Annotated in this window: 16 protein-coding genes; all 16 read right to left on the reverse strand. The window is 57.2% G+C overall.

The window, feature by feature from the left end:
- Positions 1-26: 26 nt before the first annotated feature.
- The 16 genes from RGU70_RS13610 to RGU70_RS13685 all read right to left on the reverse strand — a co-directional run bounded on the left by RGU70_RS13610 (position 27) and on the right by RGU70_RS13685 (position 19,596).
- Positions 27-6,653, reverse strand: a complete 6,627-nt coding sequence (locus tag RGU70_RS13610; protein WP_322209940.1) for a hypothetical protein — start codon at positions 6,651-6,653, stop codon at positions 27-29.
- Positions 6,632-8,806: a transglycosylase SLT domain-containing protein gene (locus RGU70_RS13615; protein WP_322209941.1), complete on the reverse strand. Its 2,175-nt coding sequence runs from the start codon at positions 8,804-8,806 to the stop codon at positions 6,632-6,634. Before RGU70_RS13615 ends, RGU70_RS13610 begins: the two co-directional genes overlap by 22 nt.
- Positions 8,806-9,339, reverse strand: coding sequence for a hypothetical protein (locus RGU70_RS13620; RefSeq protein WP_322209942.1), 534 nt, complete (start codon positions 9,337-9,339; stop codon positions 8,806-8,808). Before RGU70_RS13620 ends, RGU70_RS13615 begins: the two co-directional genes overlap by 1 nt.
- Positions 9,340-9,394: 55 nt before the next feature.
- A complete protein-coding gene (locus tag RGU70_RS13625) occupies positions 9,395-11,695 on the reverse strand; it encodes a hypothetical protein (protein ID WP_322209943.1) in 2,301 nt (766 codons plus the stop codon).
- A gap of 132 nt (positions 11,696-11,827) precedes the next feature.
- Entirely contained in the window at positions 11,828-12,499 is a 672-nt protein-coding gene (locus RGU70_RS13630) for a hypothetical protein (RefSeq protein WP_322209944.1), read from the reverse strand.
- Positions 12,500-12,556: 57 nt separating this feature from the next.
- Positions 12,557-12,919, reverse strand: coding sequence for a hypothetical protein (locus RGU70_RS13635; RefSeq protein WP_322209945.1), 363 nt, complete (start codon positions 12,917-12,919; stop codon positions 12,557-12,559).
- Positions 12,920-12,963: 44 nt separating this feature from the next.
- The gene (locus tag RGU70_RS13640; protein WP_322209946.1) at positions 12,964-13,455 is read right to left on the reverse strand and encodes a Bbp16 family capsid cement protein; all 492 of its coding nucleotides are present in this window, start codon (positions 13,453-13,455) and stop codon (positions 12,964-12,966) included.
- Between the two features lie 136 nt (positions 13,456-13,591).
- Entirely contained in the window at positions 13,592-14,599 is a 1,008-nt protein-coding gene (locus RGU70_RS13645) for a major capsid protein (protein ID WP_322209947.1), read from the reverse strand.
- 79 nt (positions 14,600-14,678) lie between these two features.
- On the reverse strand, positions 14,679-15,308 hold the full coding sequence (locus tag RGU70_RS13650; RefSeq protein ID WP_322209948.1) for a protease: 630 nt from the start codon (positions 15,306-15,308) through the stop codon (positions 14,679-14,681).
- A complete protein-coding gene (locus RGU70_RS13655; protein ID WP_322209949.1) occupies positions 15,305-15,607 on the reverse strand; it encodes an endopeptidase in 303 nt (100 codons plus the stop codon). The genes RGU70_RS13650 and RGU70_RS13655 overlap by 4 nt, the downstream gene beginning before the upstream one ends.
- A gap of 40 nt (positions 15,608-15,647) precedes the next feature.
- Positions 15,648-16,139, reverse strand: coding sequence for a hypothetical protein (locus RGU70_RS13660; RefSeq protein WP_322209950.1), 492 nt, complete (start codon positions 16,137-16,139; stop codon positions 15,648-15,650).
- An 8-nt stretch (positions 16,140-16,147) separates the two neighbouring features.
- Complete coding sequence (gene gp10, locus RGU70_RS13665; RefSeq protein ID WP_322209951.1) at positions 16,148-16,474, reverse strand: capsid staple protein; 327 nt, start codon at positions 16,472-16,474, stop codon at positions 16,148-16,150.
- Between the two features lie 10 nt (positions 16,475-16,484).
- Positions 16,485-16,769: a spike base protein, RCAP_Rcc01079 family gene (locus tag RGU70_RS13670; protein ID WP_322209952.1), complete on the reverse strand. Its 285-nt coding sequence runs from the start codon at positions 16,767-16,769 to the stop codon at positions 16,485-16,487.
- A gap of 3 nt (positions 16,770-16,772) precedes the next feature.
- Entirely contained in the window at positions 16,773-18,464 is a 1,692-nt protein-coding gene (locus tag RGU70_RS13675) for a portal protein (protein WP_322209953.1), read from the reverse strand.
- Positions 18,465-19,106, reverse strand: a complete 642-nt coding sequence (locus tag RGU70_RS13680) for a hypothetical protein (protein WP_322209954.1) — start codon at positions 19,104-19,106, stop codon at positions 18,465-18,467.
- 1 nt (position 19,107) lies between these two features.
- Positions 19,108-19,596: a GNAT family N-acetyltransferase gene (locus RGU70_RS13685; protein ID WP_322209955.1), complete on the reverse strand. Its 489-nt coding sequence runs from the start codon at positions 19,594-19,596 to the stop codon at positions 19,108-19,110.
- Positions 19,597-19,600 lie beyond the last annotated feature (4 nt).

The following is a 19,600-nucleotide window of genomic DNA, read 5'->3' on the forward strand; positions in this document are numbered from 1 at the left end:
ACATGCCGCACCACGCTTGTACACCCTTACTTTTTGTGAGGAGCGCCTACCACCATCCCCTTCGCGTATTCGAAAGCATTGGCGGGATGTTGCTTACCGCTCTGCACGTCTGACACGTACTGCGCGGATTTGCCTAACTGGCCAAGGCCGGGGATATGAAGCCCCATGCCAACGGCGTCAGCGATATCGGAAACGGGTTTATTGGCAGGCTTGCCCTGCGCAGCATGAACCACATCCTTGCCTGCGTTCACCATTGTGGACATCCAGGATTCGGCGCCGATAACCCCCGCGTGGCTAAAGCCCTGTGCCATGCTGTAGGCGTCACGCACAACCGGAACCATACCAGCGACTTCGCCAGTAATCGCTTTCGCAGCCCATGCACCCCAACTTTCGCCCTCTTTCGCTCCGCCTTCCGATAGGTAGCCCGCCCACAATGCGGGGACGATGATCGCCATCAAAGTGCGCGCCACGATCTCGGGCTTGCCAAGTCCGGGAGTTTGGAACTTATTAATGCTGTCCGCCATTTGTCCGTAACTGTTATTCATAAAGCCGTAGAGCGTGGTGAACAACTTCAGCCCTTCGCTTGGCGCAGTCATAATGTTTGAGCGTGCAGCCTCTACGTTCGATCCGTGGGCTTCGCGCACGATCTTGTTGGCATAGGAAACGGCTTGTGCTTCCGTCATCGGTTTGCCGGTACCGCCTTGCCGAACTGGAATACCTTCCGCGATAGCCCGGTCATACGCCGCCCAGGCGGTAGGCACTGCCGTCATCATGTCCGACCAGGCTACCGCCGAATGGCCGAAGCGTTCGGCTTGGCTCCTGACGCTTTCCGGTTCGAACATGCTGGACGCGGTGGCGCGATAATCCCGATCTTGTTGTAACAGGCGCGCATTGATCTCGCCGAACTTTTCCTTAGCTCCGGTGATCTGGTTCGTGTAATCGCTACCCATTGCGGCGAACCGGCTGGCCAGATACTTTTCCCCGCCGCCGGCAAAGTACCCCAGGGTTTTGATACCGGCGCTGCCGCCGTGCTTGAGTACGGTGGTGGCGCGCAGAGCGATCGCGTTCATCACCATGCCGGTACGGGTGTACTGCATGAAACGGCCGAACGCCCCCACGGCGCGGTCAGAGTTGTCCGAGTTCGCTATGCGGCCTATCCAGTCCTGCAAGGCGCTGTAATCCTCCCGTCCGTAGGCTTTTAAAAACGCCTTGCGGAAATCAGGATGCTCCACGATTTTGTTAGCGTTAATGAGTGCTTCACGGTACGCGAGATCGTGGATTGATTCCTGCAAGCTGCGCTCAATTGTGTGGAAGTTGAGATCGATCGCATCGGTATAACCATCAATCCGTTTGTTCATGCTGCCGTTTGTTGTGGCCGACCGGCTGAAGTAGTCCGCACCGAACAATCCCTTACCTGGATCAATGGCAGCGCCAGCGGCGTCTTTCTCGCCACGACGAGAGCGCAGCGGATCGTACTTGATTGCCGCATAGCCGCCGTCCATTTCACCGAATGGCGTCTTGAAGGCGCGCGGTTCGATCTTGTCCGGTGTGGTCTGGCCAAGTCGGCGATACATCGCCTGCATGTCCGGCCAGTGCTTTTCATACAGATCCCACACATGCTGCACGGCGTTCCAGTCGTTTGCTGTCATGTTGTCGTGCAAGAAGCCCCATACCTTTTCTGGCTCCCATCCGTAACCCTTGGTCAGCTTATCGAAGTTAGATTCATTGCCAACGTGAAGCGCCATGCCGACCATCTTGCCGCGCGACATTTTCATATACACCGGCACGCCCGCTTCTTTGGTGGCAATAGCGTCCACCAACTTGTCGTTCGGCAGCATGTCGTGCAAGCTCTTTTGCCAGTCCCCGCCGAGTTCGTCCGCTTTCACGCGGAAGTCATCGGACAAACCTTTCTGCATCCGCACCTTGTTGTAATTTGCGTCCAGGACGGGATCGAACAGCGCCTTGCCGAAAGGCCCTAACAGTTCATGCCGGTCAAAGTCGTTGCGCTTGAATTCCTGTGGTTTCAATTGCGCGTTAAGGCCACGCAACCAGCTTGACACATGGTCAAGCGCGACGGCCATTTGACTGATACCGCGATCCTCCGGCTTCGTGTAAATCTGGTCAACGCTGAAACGGTCGCCGCGCTCCTGCAATTTTGGTACCAGTTCGTTATTCACGAAGTCGGACAGGTTTAGCTTCTCGCCGTTGATCGACAGCAAGTTGCGCTCTTTGCCCATGTGTTCCATCGAACGGATCGTGTCCACCATGCCACGGAACTCTTCCACGGACATCTCGCGGTAAGGCTTGCGGAACTCCGGCGCCAGCATTTCAGCCGTGACGGTCGGCGAGTACCCGGCCGCCGCCTGGCTTTCGATCCACTTTTCAAGGTTCAACTGTGGGCGTGTCGGGGCATCGGTGGGGTTAGCGCGTAAGTCGAAGCGCGACAGTATGCCGTCGATCTGGTCACGCACATCGATGTCGATCTTGCCGCGCACACTTGGCTTTTGCAACCTGGACAGGTACGTCATGCCCTTGCGCACATCGGTCACGGCTTCACTGGCCGACTTGAATAGCCGATTGTTTAGCAACGCCTCACGTTGCGCGACAGCCGCACCGGCCGGGTCTTTCGGCGCCAGCTTTAGCAGCGCCCTGTTCGACTTGGTTTCGGCGGCACTGTACTGCGCGGGGCGCAGATCGCCTACGGCCTTGGCAGCAATGGCGGTATCGGCGGCAGCCTTGGCCGCTTTGTTGATCTCGATCACGGACATCGGCGACTTGGTGAACATCTTTAAGCCGGTGGCCATCATCTTGGCGCGCACTTCATTATGTATAGCGGCTTCGGCGGCGCGCTCAATGCTCACCGGATCTACCAGTTCGCCGTGGCGCTCAAGCATGCGCTGGTCGGTCATGCCTTTGATGACGTTATAGGGTGTATCGGCCTTGGCCAAACTATCCACCATTTCACGGGCAGAGTTAAAGCTGAAGGTATCCGCGATAATTTCAGGATCTATGCCTACTTTATCGCTGGTCATCCGGCGATCCGAAAGCACCCGCCAAGCTGCATCATGCTCTGTGCCGTACATCCCGCGCAGTTCGTCCGTGTTCAGCTTGCCGTGGTATCGGTCCTCTAAGTCCAGGGGGTTCGACGGGCGCTCTTTGCCTTGTATGTCGTACTGCCATGAATGCTGTTTCGTACCCGCAAACTCCTCGCCGAATTTTTCCTCGAATTCGTGTAGATCGTGCGCGCTTAGGTAGTGATGTTCCACCAACACTTCCGCCATCCGGTCAATCGATAACCCGCCCTCTTTACGGACAACGGGTTTGCCGAAAACGTCAGACTCCACTTCTTTGCGTGGGATGCCCCACTTACTTTTGACTTCCTCCTCCTTTAAACCGCCGAACTTAGCGATCGCGGTGAACATACTATCCGCTGCGGGATTTACTCTGTCCGGGTCGTTTTTCTCTTTTGCATCGGGGCGTACCTCCGTGGACTCGTGGCCCTTCGTCGTCAAGAACTGCCACGCCTGGTACACCGGCTGCCGCATAACTTCCGGCGTTACTTCCCTGCGTATCGCTTCGCGTGCGTCTACCGCTGTCCTTTGCAATTCTTTCAGCGCACGGCTTTTGGCGTTGCTGGCGTATTTCATATCCCGCATGGATCGCGCTTGCATATCCGCGATCGCTTGCTCTGTCGCTTCGTGGCCGAGCGCTTTGTACTGGTCGATCATGTCGCCATGCTCGGACGACAAGTCAGGTACCGCGTAAGCCCGAACGCGCTCCGCTTCGTTGATCGCTTCCTGCGAAGCGAACATGCGATCCATGACGCCGCGCACTTCTGGCGATACTTCACCTCGCATGGATTGGTACACGCTCATCAACCATGAGCGGAACCGACTAAACATGCTTTGCAGTTCCGGTGTTGGCGCTTTGCCGGACATCAAGTAGTTCTCGAAGCCTTCGGCGAACTGTTCGTGGCCTCCGCGTTTTTCGTCTAGCGCACGGCCAGACCAGTCAGCCATGCGGGCTTCGGGTGTTTCACCCTGAACACCAAAGTGTTGCAGCAAAGTATCAAAGTCGTCTTTGATCCCCCGCGGCGCTTCCGGGTGCTGCGCCATCTCGTGCATACGTTCCAGGAAGAAGTGCCCGGACTCATGCAGGAAGGTGGACAGGTCAGCGTCTTTTAATAGCGCCATCCGGTTTGTGGCGGGATCGTAACTGCCACGGTTGCCGGTGCCTTGGTCAAGCACATGCAGGTTGACGCCATCGTCGGTCGGTGCTAAATTTTGCTTTAAGGTTCCTCCTTCAGACGGAAATCCGCCTGCTTTGTGAGCAGGGTCGGTCCGGTCCTCTGAAGGCAAGGAGCCTTTTTCTATGAGATTGTGGTTGTAATAGAGGTTGCCGTTACCGTCCTCGCGTACAGTAACGCCAACATGTTTCACTTCGCCGCCTACATTGACGGTGCCAGTCAACCAGTGGTACGCACGCGTGTCAGGCTCTCTGTTTGGGTCTACGGGATTCTTCGAATTCTCAAGCGTTCCATTGCGGAGCAATTCAGGCAGCGCAGCGAACAGCTTAATCTTTTCAGGATTGGCGCTTGTGCTGAAGGCTTTACGTGAACCCTCGAATTTGATCTCTCGTCCACTGGCCTCATTCACCACGGTGGTTCCGCGCACATTGTTTTTGTACCAGTCCTTCGCGGCGTTGCGCAGGTCTGCGGTCGGCGCATCGGTAGCGCCGAACTCGGTACCCGTAATGGCGGTCGCGTGTGCGTCCTCTGAAGCTTGGTTAAAACCGCCCTGCCCGTCCGCCTTGATATCCGGCAGCGGCATGCGCTCCACCAGCTCTTTCGGCGATATCTTCATGCCCTCGGCTGCCGTATCGTAGAACGCGCCGTATAGCCCTGCTTGTGTTTTCGCCACGTCGGCAGGGTACCGCCCGGTAGCTTCAAGCCGTTGCTGCACGCCGTCCGTAATGTCTTTCAATTGACCGTCGCGTTCGTTCTTCGCGGCTTGCTCTTCGGTCAAAACTTTAGCTTGCGCGGTCATCTCGCTTTGCTGATTCGCCAGGTGGTCTTGTCCTTGCTGGAACGTCATGCCATCCGGGTCGGTTTTCAGGTGCGGCAACAGTCCTTGTTCAAGCGAACCGCCTGCAATATTCGTGGCGTAATCGGCAGTGCTGATCCGCACGTCGCCGTTGGTCTGTAGTGCTTCGTGCATTTGCGCGGCTACGTCCGGCATTTTGTTTTGCAGTTCGTCCGCCGAAATACCGGACTGGTTCAGCGCATCGGAAAGCGTTTTACCATCCACCCACACTTCGGGCAGGTGGCCGTCCTCCGTCACTTTTTGCACGAAGTCGTGGAAGGCTTGCGGATCGTTCTGGCGAAGCGTGGACGCTTTCGACAACTCGCCCAGTGCTTGCAAGCCCTGCATGCCTTGCGTGGCGGATTGCGCTTTATCAGCGTCGGCGTACATTTGCCGGACAGCTTGCTCATGCCGCGCGGGGTTCGCGCCCATTGCCCCCGCCAAGATAGAACCCGTGATCCCGTTGACAATCGCGTCCTCGACACTGGCCGGTTGTTGCATGCCTGCTGGCAGACTGGCGTTCATTGCTTGGCGATTGACTTCGCCGGTCAGCATACCCACCGGCACCCCTGACGCCACTCGCGTGGCTAAGCTGCCCTCCATCGACATCGGAAGGACGCCCATCGCGGTGTTGGTGGCATACGCGGCAGTTGCCGCTTTCACCGCCGCCGCCAGGCTACCGGTTTGATTGTAGACATCGGTACCGCTATTGACGGCGGCAGTGATCGAGGGAAACGCCATTGACCGCGCTGCGTGCGATACCGCGTTTGTCACGGTGGAAAGCACCGGCGCTGCCGCGTCGGCAACGGCTGGCGCTTCTGACATACCGCCAGTCCCGGCAATCTGCGCCAGCATGCCGACCAGGTTGCCCACGCCGTGCGTCACCTTCTGCAATGTCGTGGCACCGGGAGCGAGTGCCAATGCGGTGGCGTTCTGGTCAAGCGGATCAATGAAGTTTTTGTTGTAAGCGTCGCCGGCTACTGTTGTGTCTTTCCCGGTGAGCATTCCCGCCAGCTTGTCGTATGCCGTAGGGAATACGCCTAACACCCTGTTGACGGCTTTAGCGGCGGTATTGAACGAGTCACCGACACCTTGCAGAGCATTGAGCGGCAAGGATGGAATCGACTTGACGTTATCGGAAAGCCACCCTCCCACACTAGGCGAGTCGGAACTCGTCAGCACCGGCGGCGCGCTGGCGGTAGTGGATTGTGGCAACCCCTTAACAGCTTGCTCCGTGGCGGCCAACGTCGGCAAGTCAGTGTGCGCCATCGCCGCGTTCGTTGGGTTCGTCAGGAACTGCGCAAGGTGCGGGTATTGCGTCACCACCTTGTTCGCATCGAACGACTGCATGGCCGCTTGCTGCTTGGCCGTGGCCGGATCGGACTGAACCGATTCCAGTGGGATACCCAGGCTTTGCGCGATCTGTGAATGCTGCGCGACTTGTGCAGGGTTTTGGTTCACAGCGTTGTACACGTTGTTACGGATAGCGGCAGTTTGCCCCTGCATTACACTGGCGGCGGCGTCGTCAAATTCGTTTGGGGTATCAGCCATTATTGTGTTTTCCGCGCCCAATAGGTACGCATAATTTGATCGTTGGAAGGGTTTGTGTTGCCGTTCTTCGCCAGTGCGGCCTTCACCTGGTCAAGTTGATCGCCCGGTATATCGCCGGTCGCCATTTTCAGATACGGGGTTTGCTGCGTGCCGGACGTGGGGATGCCCATGAACGTGCTATGGAACTGGAAGTTTTTAAGAAACTGCTGATCCACGAATTGCGTGACTTCTTGCGCGGTCATCTTTCGGCCAAGCTGCTGTTGTTGCGCAAAAATACCGTCCGTCACGAATTTCTGAATTGTGCCGATTTGCTGCTTGCCCGCTTCGTCTTTGGGCTTCGTCTCGATGCCTAAGGATGTCAACCGGTTGCCGAGTTCGGTAGTGAGCGCTTTCGAGTTCAGGCCGCCGGCACTCAGGTCGGCAGTGCCGTTGATCTCGTCTTGCCGGATCTTGGCGACTTGCTTCTGCGTTGCCTCCGCGAAATTGGTAGTGGCGAACTGCTGAAATTGGGCGTCCGTCATTTTTGCCAGTTCGTCAGGGTGTTCGATAGCCGTGTGGTAAGCGGCCATGTTGTCCGTCTTTGGAGGATTGGCAATGCTTTGCGCGTAGGTCTGCAAGCCGGGCAACTTGTCCGGTGCCAACGCTACGATCTGCGACTTCATTGACGCGGGTAAGGCGTCGAAGTTGCCACCGTTCTGCGCGAGATAGGTCTGCGCTTGCTGTACGGCGTTATCGGCTTGCGTAGATCGATCTTTCACCGCGTCGTTGTACTGGCGTGTGCCCTCTGTCAATGCCGCCGACAACACGGAAGGGTCGGCGTTCGGCCCGGCCTGTGTGCGGATGTTGTTGTGTATATCCTGCAATGACGGCATAGGAGGTACGCCGCCACCGCTTTGCAACTGCTTCACGTTGCTGTTGACGTAATTCAATGTCTGGGTGTGGTTCGCGGGCGACTGGTATTGTGCGAGTGCGGTCATCCAGTTACCGCCTGGCCCCGCGTCCTTAACCGCTTTGTCCACGTTCCCCTCGCCAGCGTTGTACGCGGCCCATGCTTTCGCAGGATCGCCAGCGTATTTCTGTACCAGCGCACCAAGTAACTGAACGCCGACGCGCTCTTTATCGCCGGGCACACCTGGATTTTCGGGGGCAATACCGTGACCGGGATTCGCGGCAGTCGCGTCCATTACCTGCATAGCGCCCTTGGCAGTGCCTTGCCCTGGCACGTTCGGCCCCACCGCATTCGGATTGTTAGTGCTTTCTGCTTGCCGCGTAATCTGCGTTATACGGTCGAAGTCTGTCGGTTGAAACGCCGGGGCATAGTTAGTCATCGCGTTCAGCGCCATCGACGTGGATTGCCGCGCACGCATATCCGCCGTAATCACGCCCTGCGCTTTAAGCAAGTCACCGGCTGTCATATCGTCTTTGTATTTCTGAATATACTGCTGCGCGTATTGCGGATTGTTGTTTTGTACCGCCGCGTTGATAACGCCGGAATGGATGCCGCTCGTGGTCTGCAATGTTTTAGCTTCGATCAGGTTCCCCGGATCCCCGTTGATCTGTCCGGCCTTCCACACTGCTGCCTTTGCGCTTTCGATCTGCTGATCGATGATGTCGGGGTTTTGCCAGTTCTTTTGTGCAGTATCGCCAGCAAGAGCCACCGTGCCCTGCTGCGTTTCCAATCCGAATTGTTTGTACTCCTGCAATACGTGGCTTTGAATCTGCCCGTCGAACTGCGTGGACAGTTGTGAAGCGGAGCGCGCGAACACTTGACGCTGCGCGCCATTGGCCAGGCCATCCGACGCGCTACCGATCGCGTCTTGTAGCTTCGCCCCATACTGGTCTTGTAAGCCTTGCCCCTGATCGTTCGGCTGTACGGCCGCCGCGCCTTTTTGGTTTAGATACCCGGTTTCAGGGTCATAGGTAAGTTTTTGCTGCGCGGCGCGAACGTTGTTCAATGCCGCATCCACCCGCACCTGGTTCGCCATCATTTGCGCTTTAGCGTTGGCGTCCACGTCCTGCACGCCAAGATTTAGCGCGTTCTGGCCGGCGAGTTCGGTTTGTTGGCCGCTGATCTCACCTTGCGCAAGTTGTCGGGGTGTAAGGCCTTGTATCTGCGCGTTCGGAACACCCGCTGGCGCTACCTGCGCGGTGTCATACGAGGGTACGGTCGGCATTAGCTAGTCGCTCCGTTGGTTGCAGTATTGAAGGTGCGCCATGCGCTTGACAGCGGGGAGGCGCTACCCATGAGCGAAGTCAATCCTGCGTTGGTCGGATTAATAGAGGACTGCATGGATGTGAGTGCTTTGGCGTTGTTCGTGTCATCGGCGGCTTGCGTGGAGTAGCCCCAGGCTTCGCGCATAGCGTTGGTCTGAAGTTGATCGGCGTCGCGGGCACCCATCATGGTGGTACTGGTCAGGATGTCGTTTGCAGAGCCGGAACCCAAGTCCACCCCGTTCGCAGCCAGGCCGGCACGTTGCATGCCGAAAGTCTGTGCGGTTTTGAGGTCTTGATTCTGGACAGCAATTTGCCCATTGTCCTGCGTGATGCTGGCCTTGTCCTGCGCGATAATGGCGTTGTTTGCCGCCACGGACGCCTGGTAGCCAAGCGAAGCCTGTTGCGCACTGGCGGCGTTGGAAGCCCCCGCCGCTTTCGTCCCGGCGCCCATTGTTGCCAGTAGACCGCTCATTTCATTAACATTTGCGCCCATGAAAACCCCTAAAAAGTCGTTCCAGCATAACGATGACTTTTTAGGGCTTGTACACCTACCGCACGTCCATGTCCGTGGCGATAGAGCAGATCGTGAGCGGTAAGGGATCTGTCTGCTGAATGAACACCGAACCGTCAAAATTCCAGTCTGGCTGTATCACCACTTCTACCACTCCGCTGGCGAGTGCAGGCTGCGAGCCTGGCAGGTCGGTACTAGACCGCTGAGTGGAATACGTCAGGTTATTTGCATCCGGCCCTACATACCCTCCGCTAGAGCGAAACACCCGCATGTACACCCGGTTCACGTTTTTCTGAAGCGTCTCGCCGAAACCTGCGTCCACCGTCAGCGCGGCCGGCAGTGTTTGTACTTGGCAAGTGATAGGCAACCCCACAATGACTTTGGTGGCAGGGTATGGCAACGTGATGGTGCCGGTCGCGCTAACGACTTGCAGCGGAATCGGCGCGCCATCGGCAAGTACATTGACAGTCTGGTTTGCCAGCCATGTCAATCCGCTTACCGTCGTCACCTGGTACGTCGGCGTCATGGCGACGGTACCGAGTTCCTGGGCGTTAGTGGATGCGGTCAGCGTGATGTTGTTCACATCGATCACTGTGGTTACCGAGTAAGTGCCCGACAATGTGGGATCGCTGAACGTGAAGTATTGGGATTGTCCTGCGGTCACGCCATGCGCAGGGATGTTGCAGGTAATCGTTGTGCCTTGCTGCGCAAAGGTGCCGGGTAAAAAGTTCGTCGCGCCGCTATCGACGAAAAACGCATCACTGGCCGTATTGAAATACCGGGTATGCAAGCGCTCCACGTACCGGCGCGTAACACCATTCAAAACCCGATTGACGATCAGGTAAAGCATATCCTCGCTGGCCACCGTGCCGGCCGGCTGCTCCGTGATCGTGCATACCGATTCTACGAAGCCGCTAAACTCATGGTGGTGCCATGCGGCCACCTGCTGTTCGGGCACGTAGGTCAGACTCGCCAGGTTGCCGTTACTCGTCACACAGTGCAGGAACTGGTACGGCGCTTTGCTAAACGTCATGTCCAGGATGTTTTGATAGTCAAACAGGTGCGAGGCCATGACGCTAATGTCGTTCGTCAAGTACGCTTGCGATTGCCAGTTATAGGACATTTCCCGAATACGGCAGCCCCGCGACTGGCTGAACAACAAGGCGTTGCCAACGACGATAGGCGTGACGTTGTTCGCACCCACATAGCTTTGTGGCTGCACGCTGATGTTGCCAGCCCACACGGCATTGCCATCGGTGGACGACACCCGCCACTCCGTTGAAGCCGTCAACATAACCAGATTGGCGATTGGGACGAGGTGCCGGATACCGGACGCTTCGCGCGCGGCGATCTTGAATGAGATACGGTTTTGCGCTTGCACCGGCAAGGTATACGTCATATTCGATTCGGTGCCGCTCATGGTCCACCAGGCATTCTGTGGCGCGTTTGTACTTCCGGCAAAGCATCGCCGTTGTTGGAAGTACGTGACGGCGCCGGGGTAGTTGCCCACGGCGTCATTGAAACCGCTGTCCATGATCGGCGGAGTTTGTGCGGTATTCGGGGTGATGTTGTTATCGATGAAGCTGGTGGCCGTGGCCGCCGCTTGGCCGATATAACCCCATAGGCCATTGAGGTACTTGTACACGTTGAAGCGCACCGGGATAACACCGGAGGGTAACGCCCAGGTGATCGTGTTGATATTGCCGACAAGGGTTAAGTCGTTGTTCACCGCCCCGGTAACGTTGGACGCAATCGATTCTTGCAGGTCGGTCACTTGCACCGTGGTAACACAGTACTGACAATTGAAAGGGTTCCAGGTGGTCGCATGGGGTGTCGTGGCGACGGCGCTGGCACTGGTTGGGCAATACGTGGGGATAGCGAAACTCGGATTGGTGAGCGCCCAGTTCGTCGCACCAAGTCTGCGAAGTTCTGCCACCGGATAGTTCGGATGCACGAGCGTCAGCACGTCGGCCGACTGTGTGTAGTGGATATTCATCAAGTCCGCTTGCGCGTAGCTGTTCGCCACTTCATAAGGGACTCCTGCGCTCAATAGCGTACCGGCCTGCGTGTGGAACCGGAAGTAACCGGCGCCGACTTCGATCGCCATAGTCTGCGTGAAGTTAAAGGTGAAGGGAATCAAGCGTGCCGCGTTCGCGCTGTTCTTGATCTCTGCCACAAATTCCGTACCTGGCCGATTCTCTACCGGACCATGTGGCAACACAAACGCGTTGCGGCATGTTGCCAGTCCGGTTTGGTATTTGGCCAGATCCACACGCCCGTACATATCTGGCGATATTTCACCGCCGGCGAACGATCGGTCTGTTGATTTTTCACCCATTGCCGACACCGTAAAGAGCTATTTCCAGTGACCAACAATAGTACGCAACGCATACCGTGAAATAGCCCTCTTCATCCACCCAACAGCAAATAGTCGGCGTGAGATAAAACACCTCTTGTAGTGTGCGGAAAATCATCGGTTCACGATCCAGTCAACGCTTTGCGCGGGGTTCTGCCGGTGCTGGTTCGCATCCGACGCGGTAGCCAGGGAGAAGAACGCCTGGAAGGATTGTAGTTGCGCCTTCGCTTCGGCACGACCTTCGGAACCCTTGATCACTGGCCCGGCCAGCTTCGATGCCAGCAAGCGCGTCAACGCCTCCGTAAAGAGTGGGCCGAATGTCGTCGTGTCGGTGACGCGTCCGGTGTAGCGGAGCATCGCGTATTGCTGATTGGTGTAGATAACCTGATTGCCGTTCGCGTCCATTTCGACGGCGAAGGGTTGCGGGGTATAAAGCCCGATGTTGTACTGACTGGCGCCGGTAATACTGCCGTACTGCTGCAAGCCCTGGCTGTAATCGTCGGTCGCATTCGGATCAAGGATAGAAAGGAAATTCAGTACATCACTTGGCGCTTGATAAGAGTATGCCCACGGTGCGGGCGGTGTCCCAGACAATAGCGCAGGCTGGACGCGTTTTGTTGCGAACCCCCAGGTGTGCATTTCAAGTAACTGGTCACGCGCCATCGGATAGAACCGTGCGCAATGCACGGCCTGAATGCTGCCGCTTGGCGGGTTAAGTGCCGATACGTTGGCGGTGTCGCCGAGCAGCGCCAGCGCGCCGTTTGCGATGTCTGTTTCTGACGCCACGCGAACACCTCTTAAAAAGAACGGGACCGAAGCCCCGTTAAAGCCCGTCGGAAATAATTAAACCAGTTCGGATTCGTTGGTCGCTGCGCCAGCTGCGACGGCTTTGGCGGCATCCGAGACAGCGGTTTCGGCATCCAGCACTTTTTGCACCAGATCGCCACGCGTGGGATCGGCGTCAAGTTCTGCTTTCAAAGCGTTGAAGTGCGTGCGCAAGGCCGCCTCTGTGTCTTCCAGCGTTTTTTGTGCATCGGCTTGCACCTTTGCAAAAGCGGCATTGGACTTCTTCGTGACCAGCTCCATGCCTTCCGACACTTCGCCTTTCAGCTTCTTGGCAAGATCATCCGCGTATTCAAAAACGTCGCCCGCATTGACGAGCATGCCGTTATGGAAAAGCGTAGTAAGGGCGCGTACTTGTGCCATGTTTTATTCTCCGTAAAGATCGGCCCGAAGGCCGACCGTGTTGATTAGGCCACCGAGAAGCCGGAGTTGAACAGAGTGTTGTTACCCTTGTCCTGCACGTCGCGCACCATCGCAGCAGTAACCGAACCGGCAGTCATCGTGCCGACGGTGGTGTATTGCAGCGCCATGTAACGCTTGGCTGGCAACGGTGCCGCACGATCCACATGAATCGGGATCAGGGTACCGGCCGGGAGTTGAGCGATGGTCAGTGGCGCTTCAAGCAAAATCTGCTCGACGTTGACCGAGATCGCCGCGTCATCGGCGAGAACAAGCGCGACTTGCATGGAAGTACCGCCGGCGAAAGCCTGAACGACTTCCACCATAATTTCCAAGCCGCCACCTTGGCCGAGATCCCGTGCGGTGTTGCCGGTACCGACACCGGCCAAGTCCACGACGTTAGTCGAAGTGGTGGTAGCTGCCACACCGACCAACGACTGCGCAGTGACGGTGTTGCCGAGAATAGTCCCGGAGAATTGCAAAAGTGCGTCGATAATCATTTTGAATATCCTTTATTGAACGTTTTGGCCGGTGGCCGGAATAGCTGCCAGGTACAAGAGCCAAGGCTGCACGGAAGGCCGTGCGGGCCAAGGCTCTGACCAGATCACGAATTGCGTATCCATGATCCGGTTCCTGTTAGGAGATTTGCGTTTCGGTGGTCAACAGCTGATCCACACGACGCAATGGCACACCTTCGAAACTCAACCAGGACTGTGGCGTACCGAACTGGTTCAGACCTTTTTCTACGCTCAAGGCATAGTTCGACTTGTTCAATGCTTGAATACGCAGGAACGAGTACACGGTGCGGTTCATGTAGAAGCAAGCGCGGCCGTTGGCCAAGTTCGGAATGCGATCCAGAGCGCGGGACAAGAGCGAGATCAGATCGGCAGGCGAAGAGTTCGCTACCAAGTTGGTCACGCTGATGTTGGCGATACGGACAACATAGCGCCAGTCCTTAACGACCAGGCCGTTCTTCCACTGATAGTGGGTCTGGAACGCTTGGTATGGGCTGCCGCTGTTGTCGTACACCGTCATCTGACCACTGTCTTCATGGATCAGTCCGGCTTTCGAACCTTTAGGGAACGGGCAGAACACGGTGTTTTCGCCCCATACAACCAGGTAGATCGATGTGTTGGTGGCGCCAGCGGTGCCGATAGCGTTCAGAATATTCTGAGAGTTGTTCGCGCCGGAGATCGCGCCGTAACGAGTAGCCAGGCCAAGATACTGACGTGGATCGCTTGCGGGATTACCGTAAAACATTGTCTGTGCTTGTGCCTGGTTCATCGCTTCCAGGAACGCGCTATCTTCAGACAAACGGAACTGACTGGTATTGCCGTTCAATTCAGCCAGGTCTTTATCGACGCGGCTGTACGCTTCCAGCATGCCGACCGACTCATCGACTTGCGCGGTGGTGGATTTACTGGACGGGACACCTTGGTTCAGCGAACGCCAGTACACAGCTGGCAGACCGGTGCGGATGGTGACGCGGTGGCCGGTCGGCAAGTTGCCTTCCATGAACACGGCGTCTTCAAGAATTTCATTAGACTGCGAGAGCAGTTCGGCGACAACAGGAACCTTACCATCCGGGTCCAGTCGTTTCGCCCAATCTGCAAGGGTTAGTGCGCCAGTAGAGAGAACAGCCATTTTTATTTCCTTTCAGCGCATCACTGCGTTAGATTGGTGGGTAGCCCGAGGCCTCGCGGCGGTGGGGCTAAAAGTAAATCTACTTCATTGAGGGGTAGAGTTTCGAACTCGCGTTCGAAGTCTGCGAAGTGCCTTGGCCTGACGGTACAAAGTTTCCCGGGCTGATTTTCTGACCTGCACGCAAGAAGGCCCGGATGATCTCGGGATGGTTGCCCATACCGGAATCGTTGAGCATCTTGGTCAGTTCCGGCGTGCCAAACGTGTCCAGGGCTTTCTTTGCGATTGCCAGGTTCTCGTTCAGCTTGTCGCCGCCGATTTCCTTATCGGCTTTCGCGGCGTCTGCCCAGGCCGAAACCTGTGCGTCCTGACGGGCCTTTTGAGCCTGTGCCACTTGCGGTGCCAATGTGTCGATCAGCTTTGCGGCTTGGTCCTGCGTCAAGTCCAGTTCGCGTGCAACACTTTCGAACTTGGTCAGGACACTGGTATCAACCTTGCCGTCTACGGTTTTAAAGTCGTACTTCTCGGGAGCTTTGGGCGCGGGCGCCTGTGGCTCTTCGCTTGCGGTAGGTGCTTCGGCCGGGACTATCGCAGCGGGTGCGGCAGGCGTGGCGTCTGCGGGTGTGGCGGCAGCGATCGCCGTAGCGGGTGCAGCAACGGCTTCGGTACTTGGTGTGTTCCCGGCTGGTGCTGCGGTGGTTTCGGTTGTCACTGCTTGGCCTCTTCAATCATTTCAGCGTATCGTTCAGGGCATTGTTCGGTTATTGCCGCCAGGAGCATTAAGCCCGTGTTGCGGTTGCCTTCGTTAAAGGACATTTGCAGCGCGTTGGTGTGAAACGACAAGCGGAAAACACCGGCATTCTGCAAAAGGCCATTGACGATGCGCCGTCCCCTCTTGGAACTCATAAGCCACTTGATATCCTCTGCGTCCTTGTGCTTCGCCAGGCTGTCCATGCTGGCCCTTGCCTTGCGTAACTCATCGTTTGCTTCGGTATTAAGTGGATCAATCATGGCGTGACTTTATTCGCACGACGTGGAGGCTTGTACACCCCTATTTTGCAAGCCCGGGAAAGAGTTTCTCCGCTAGCGTTTGGAGTAGTGTTTTGGACGCATGAGGTATGTTCAACTTCACTTCTGGTTCGACTTCTGCGAGATACTTCCCCAGGTCTTCCGCACTCATGTTTTTGAGATTAGTGGCGCTTGGCGTGAACGATGTGGTCTTGCCTTGATCGTCAACACCCCAACTCCCGCCGTCTTGCCCATCGATACCGTGGTACATGCTTTGATCGCTAAACGTGGGGTGATTTGGCTTCTTAAACTTATCCCCCAGGTGCCCACGTTCGTCCGCCGTCATGTCCCCTGATTGGAGTTCCTGCCAAGCGCCGCGCGAATCGTAGTCGTATGTACTGCGTTGCTGTGGGCTTTCCGCTTGCCACGCTTGAAACTGTTCTTCTTGCGCAGGCGGCAACGCAGTGTTGTAAAGATCCGTCATATCTTTCGGATCAGGTGGGTCACTCGTGAGAAGCGTACCGTCATCCGCCATGTCACCCCCTATGCGCCGTAGAGCGCATTGGCTGCATCAGTCGTGGTTTGCGCGCTGGAAGTCACTTCCATCCCGGTGATTTGCAAGGACAGCGACGTTTCCGCTTCCCCACCGTCCTGTGCGTAAGACGAGGTGCCGCACACTTCTGCCACGGCGTTAAAGCTGATCTTGCTGCCGACTGCGGGCAGCGAAGTAAGGCCGAGTTTTTCCAGCGCATCGTCGTCCAGGGATACCCGCAACCCATACGGGTATTGCGATTCCGATTCAGAGGACTCTGAAGGTGCGGTTTGCTCCTTCGCTTCTTCCGCGCTCATTTTCATATCGATCATTGCCATGCCGAACTCCTTAGTAACAAGCGGCGATGCTGGACGCCGCGATGGTTGTGCCGGTTGCCCAAATACGGTTTGCGCGGATGTAGGTAACGCCGAACCAGTTAGCCGATACGGTCAGCGTGACGGTGGTGCCTGCCGGGGTGGTTAGCTTGATCGTTCCGGCCCCCATGAAAATGAGCGCTTTACACGGCCCATTCGGTAGGTCGGCGGCGTCGTTCGGCGTCACGATCTGGATATCGTTGATCGGCGTGTAATCGTTCGTCGTATCGAGGAACGGATATTTAGTATTGAATGTCATGGTTTAGCTTCCTTGTTGTGCGCCAAGTCCCTGGCTGAAAAGGTTCATCACGTCACTGGCAGCCGTGCCGCCGGTGGTGGGGGTTTGCCCTAGGTTTTTCGCGGTCTGCGAAGCGGCAGCCATTTGCTGCTGCTGCGCGGCGGCCTGCTGCTGCTTGGCGCGTTGTGCGCGTAACGCTTGCACTTGATCCTCGGGAAGGATGAGATCGGGATTGACGCCCAAGGCGTCGCTGTACTCCTCCGCCCATCGGTCGGCGTCGAACTTGTCCAGCACTTCAGGCTTGAACTGCGCGACGGCACCCATGCTTTGCGTGAAGCGGTCAATGCCGTTCGTGGCGATGGCGCGCTGCGCTTGTGCCAGCATGGACACCAGTTCGACGGAAAGCTGCTGGCCTTGCATCTCAGGTGGCGACGGTGGGAGGATGTTGGACTCCACCATTCGCTGAAACGTGACCTCGATCAATGGATCCAGCAATTCGTCTTGCAAGCGTTCCAGCACCGGGCCGAGCATGAGCATCTTTTCTTCATGCCGTTCGGTGACTTCGGTAGCGGTCATGCGCGTGGTAGACGCGTTGTCCTGCGAGATCATCATGAACAGATCCACGAAGAACGCGCTGTTGATACGGCCGCGCACGTCTTGAATATCGGCCAGCAACTCGCCCAGGTTCAACTGCACATCGAATGCTGTCTGGATCGCCTTGCCTGATCCTGCGGTATCCACGAAGCTGATACCGCCCGGTAAGCGTTCGATGTCGCGGTTCTTGTAACTGGTAGGCACTTGCAAAGGAGGATTGACTTGCAGATCGATCGCTTGTGATTTGCGAAGCTGCTCATGTTGCAGCTGTTTGATGTCGCCAAGCGCTTCTTGCCCCGGGCTGTTGCCGTAGATATCGCCGCCTTCCACGTCCCACCGTGGGCAGACCGCCGGGAACTTATTGAAACCGGACTCGCGCAGGAACTGCTCACCGGTGGCGCTTAGTTCCATGTACGTGTCGGACCAGGCCATATTCTTAGAATCCAACATTGCCGGATCCCGGTCGGCGCGCGGTTCAATGGCGTGCAGGACGGTGATCCACGCATCAAGCGATCCACGGTCGTACATGCTTTTGGTGGCTGGCGCTACGTTCTCAAGCCCGAACTCCTTGACCAGCTGGCCGACCGTCATTTGAAATTCGCGGTACAGGGTATCGACACGTCCCTGGAAGTTCACGGCCACGGCGTATTCGCCGATGGTGATCGGGTGAACGTGGATCACGTTGTCGAAGTCCGCGGTGATAATCGCCGCGCCAGTGCCGAACGCACCGAGTTCTTTGTAAATGCTATGCAGCGCACGGTACGTGTTCGACTTTTGAAAGATCGTCAGCATCAAGTCAGTGACGTCGTTCAACCATTGCTTCACGGCGGGTTGCTTATTTAACTTGGCGTCACTTGTCGCCAAGCGGAACCAAGGACGCGCGGGACTGGTCAAGCCGCCCATAAGTCCGGCGGCCAGCACGTTCAAAGCGCGGGAACCGGTGCTGTCATAGATATTGTTGTGCCGGCGCTGGCCCTTGTTGCGGTCTTGCGCAAAGTAGCGGCCTTGTCGCGGCGTAATGAATTGCGTGATCTCAGACCAGTGTTGCCACCAGGAGGCGCGTTCGGTTTTCAGCTGTCCCCATCGAGAGAGGATTTGCTGCCGTTTGGTTTGTTCAGCCATTTAGGTGCCTAGCAGAGTGTTCTTGCCCAGGTTCAGGCTATTAGGATCGACGCCACCGGCGCCGGTCAGGAGAGTTTGCGCGACGCCTGGGGAACCGCCGGCCTGACCGGTGCCGGACATTACTGTCTGCGCAGCGGAACCGCCCGCCTGCGCGGATTGCACAGCGGGTGCGGTGGATACTGGCGCGGGTAACGCCACGGGTGCGGTGGCTGTGGGAATGGTGGGCGTCGGCGTCATCAACGTCGTTGCCAGGTTAGCAACCGATAGCGCTGTCTTTGCGCCACTGAATATCTGGTTGGCCGTAATCCCGGATCCCGTATCTACCCCGGCAGCTGCGGCGGCTTGCGCTGCTGAAATGGTCGGGCTAACCTCGGCGGCAGTAGCGCCGTCCACGCCGGCAGTGAGCGCCATATCGGAAGCCGTGAGCGCGCCGCCATCAGCGGCACCTGCTACTGCGGCGCCTGCCCCGGCGTCAGCAGCTCCCGCGACAGCGCCATCCGCTGCGATAGCACCCGCGCCATCCGCTACTGCCGCACCTGCGGCAGCATCCGTTCCGGCGGCGACAGCGCCATCCGCGGCTACCGCTTCGCCTGCGCTCTTCGCGCCTTCTGCTGCTGCGGCTTCGCCCACGCCTGCGTCCATGTCAAATATCCTTTACGGTGTTGAAGCCGATCACGCGGAACCCGCAATGCCGGTATAGTTTTGTGGTTCGCCCGATGTCTATCGCGGTGGACTGTCCGACCATGACCTTCTTGGCGCCGCGTTCTTTGGCCCATACTTCAAACGCCGCAAGCAGCACCACGGCGGCAGCGGTACCGCGCTTGTCGCGTAGCACCCACCAGCCCATGTCATGCGCGAGAAGTTCGTCACAGAAAAATGCGCGGGAGTAGTGGCCGTAAAATCCACCCATCACTTCGCCCTTGCGGACAGCGAGACGAAAGAAGCGATCAGGCGCAATGTTTCCGCACGCGGCGAGTTGCCGGATAACCTTGTCTTCGTCCAGGGGTAAGTCGGCATAGATCGAATCAGCGTGCATCTGATGCGCGCCAGCGATAACCTGATCGCGGTACTCGTCGGAGTATTCGACAATCTGAATGCTGCTATGCCGTGCGGCTATGCGCTCTGTGTCCATCGAT

It is taken from the genome of Herbaspirillum sp. RTI4, assembly GCF_034313965.1.
GTDB lineage: Bacteria > Pseudomonadota > Gammaproteobacteria > Burkholderiales > Burkholderiaceae_D > Herbaspirillum.

Excerpts from the sequence above, each read along its gene's own strand:
- RGU70_RS13620 (WP_322209942.1), bottom strand. The coding sequence starts at position 9,339 with ATGGGCGCAAATGTTAATGAAATGAGCGGTCTACTGGCAACAATGGGC.
- RGU70_RS13660 (WP_322209950.1), bottom strand. The coding sequence starts at position 16,139 with ATGGCGGATGACGGTACGCTTCTCACGAGTGACCCACCTGATCCGAAA.
- RGU70_RS13675 (WP_322209953.1), bottom strand. The coding sequence starts at position 18,464 with ATGGCTGAACAAACCAAACGGCAGCAAATCCTCTCTCGATGGGGACAG.
- RGU70_RS13615 (WP_322209941.1), bottom strand. The coding sequence starts at position 8,806 with ATGCCGACCGTACCCTCGTATGACACCGCGCAGGTAGCGCCAGCGGGT.
- RGU70_RS13685 (WP_322209955.1), bottom strand. The coding sequence starts at position 19,596 with ATGGACACAGAGCGCATAGCCGCACGGCATAGCAGCATTCAGATTGTC.
- RGU70_RS13670 (WP_322209952.1), bottom strand. The coding sequence starts at position 16,769 with ATGACATTCAATACTAAATATCCGTTCCTCGATACGACGAACGATTAC.
- RGU70_RS13655 (WP_322209949.1), bottom strand. The coding sequence starts at position 15,607 with ATGATTGATCCACTTAATACCGAAGCAAACGATGAGTTACGCAAGGCA.
- RGU70_RS13645 (WP_322209947.1), bottom strand. The coding sequence starts at position 14,599 with ATGGCTGTTCTCTCTACTGGCGCACTAACCCTTGCAGATTGGGCGAAA.
- gp10 (WP_322209951.1), bottom strand. The coding sequence starts at position 16,474 with ATGGCAATGATCGATATGAAAATGAGCGCGGAAGAAGCGAAGGAGCAA.
- RGU70_RS13640 (WP_322209946.1), bottom strand. The coding sequence starts at position 13,455 with ATGATTATCGACGCACTTTTGCAATTCTCCGGGACTATTCTCGGCAAC.
- RGU70_RS13635 (WP_322209945.1), bottom strand. The coding sequence starts at position 12,919 with ATGGCACAAGTACGCGCCCTTACTACGCTTTTCCATAACGGCATGCTC.
- RGU70_RS13680 (WP_322209954.1), bottom strand. The coding sequence starts at position 19,106 with ATGGACGCAGGCGTGGGCGAAGCCGCAGCAGCAGAAGGCGCGAAGAGC.
- RGU70_RS13625 (WP_322209943.1), bottom strand. The coding sequence starts at position 11,695 with ATGGGTGAAAAATCAACAGACCGATCGTTCGCCGGCGGTGAAATATCG.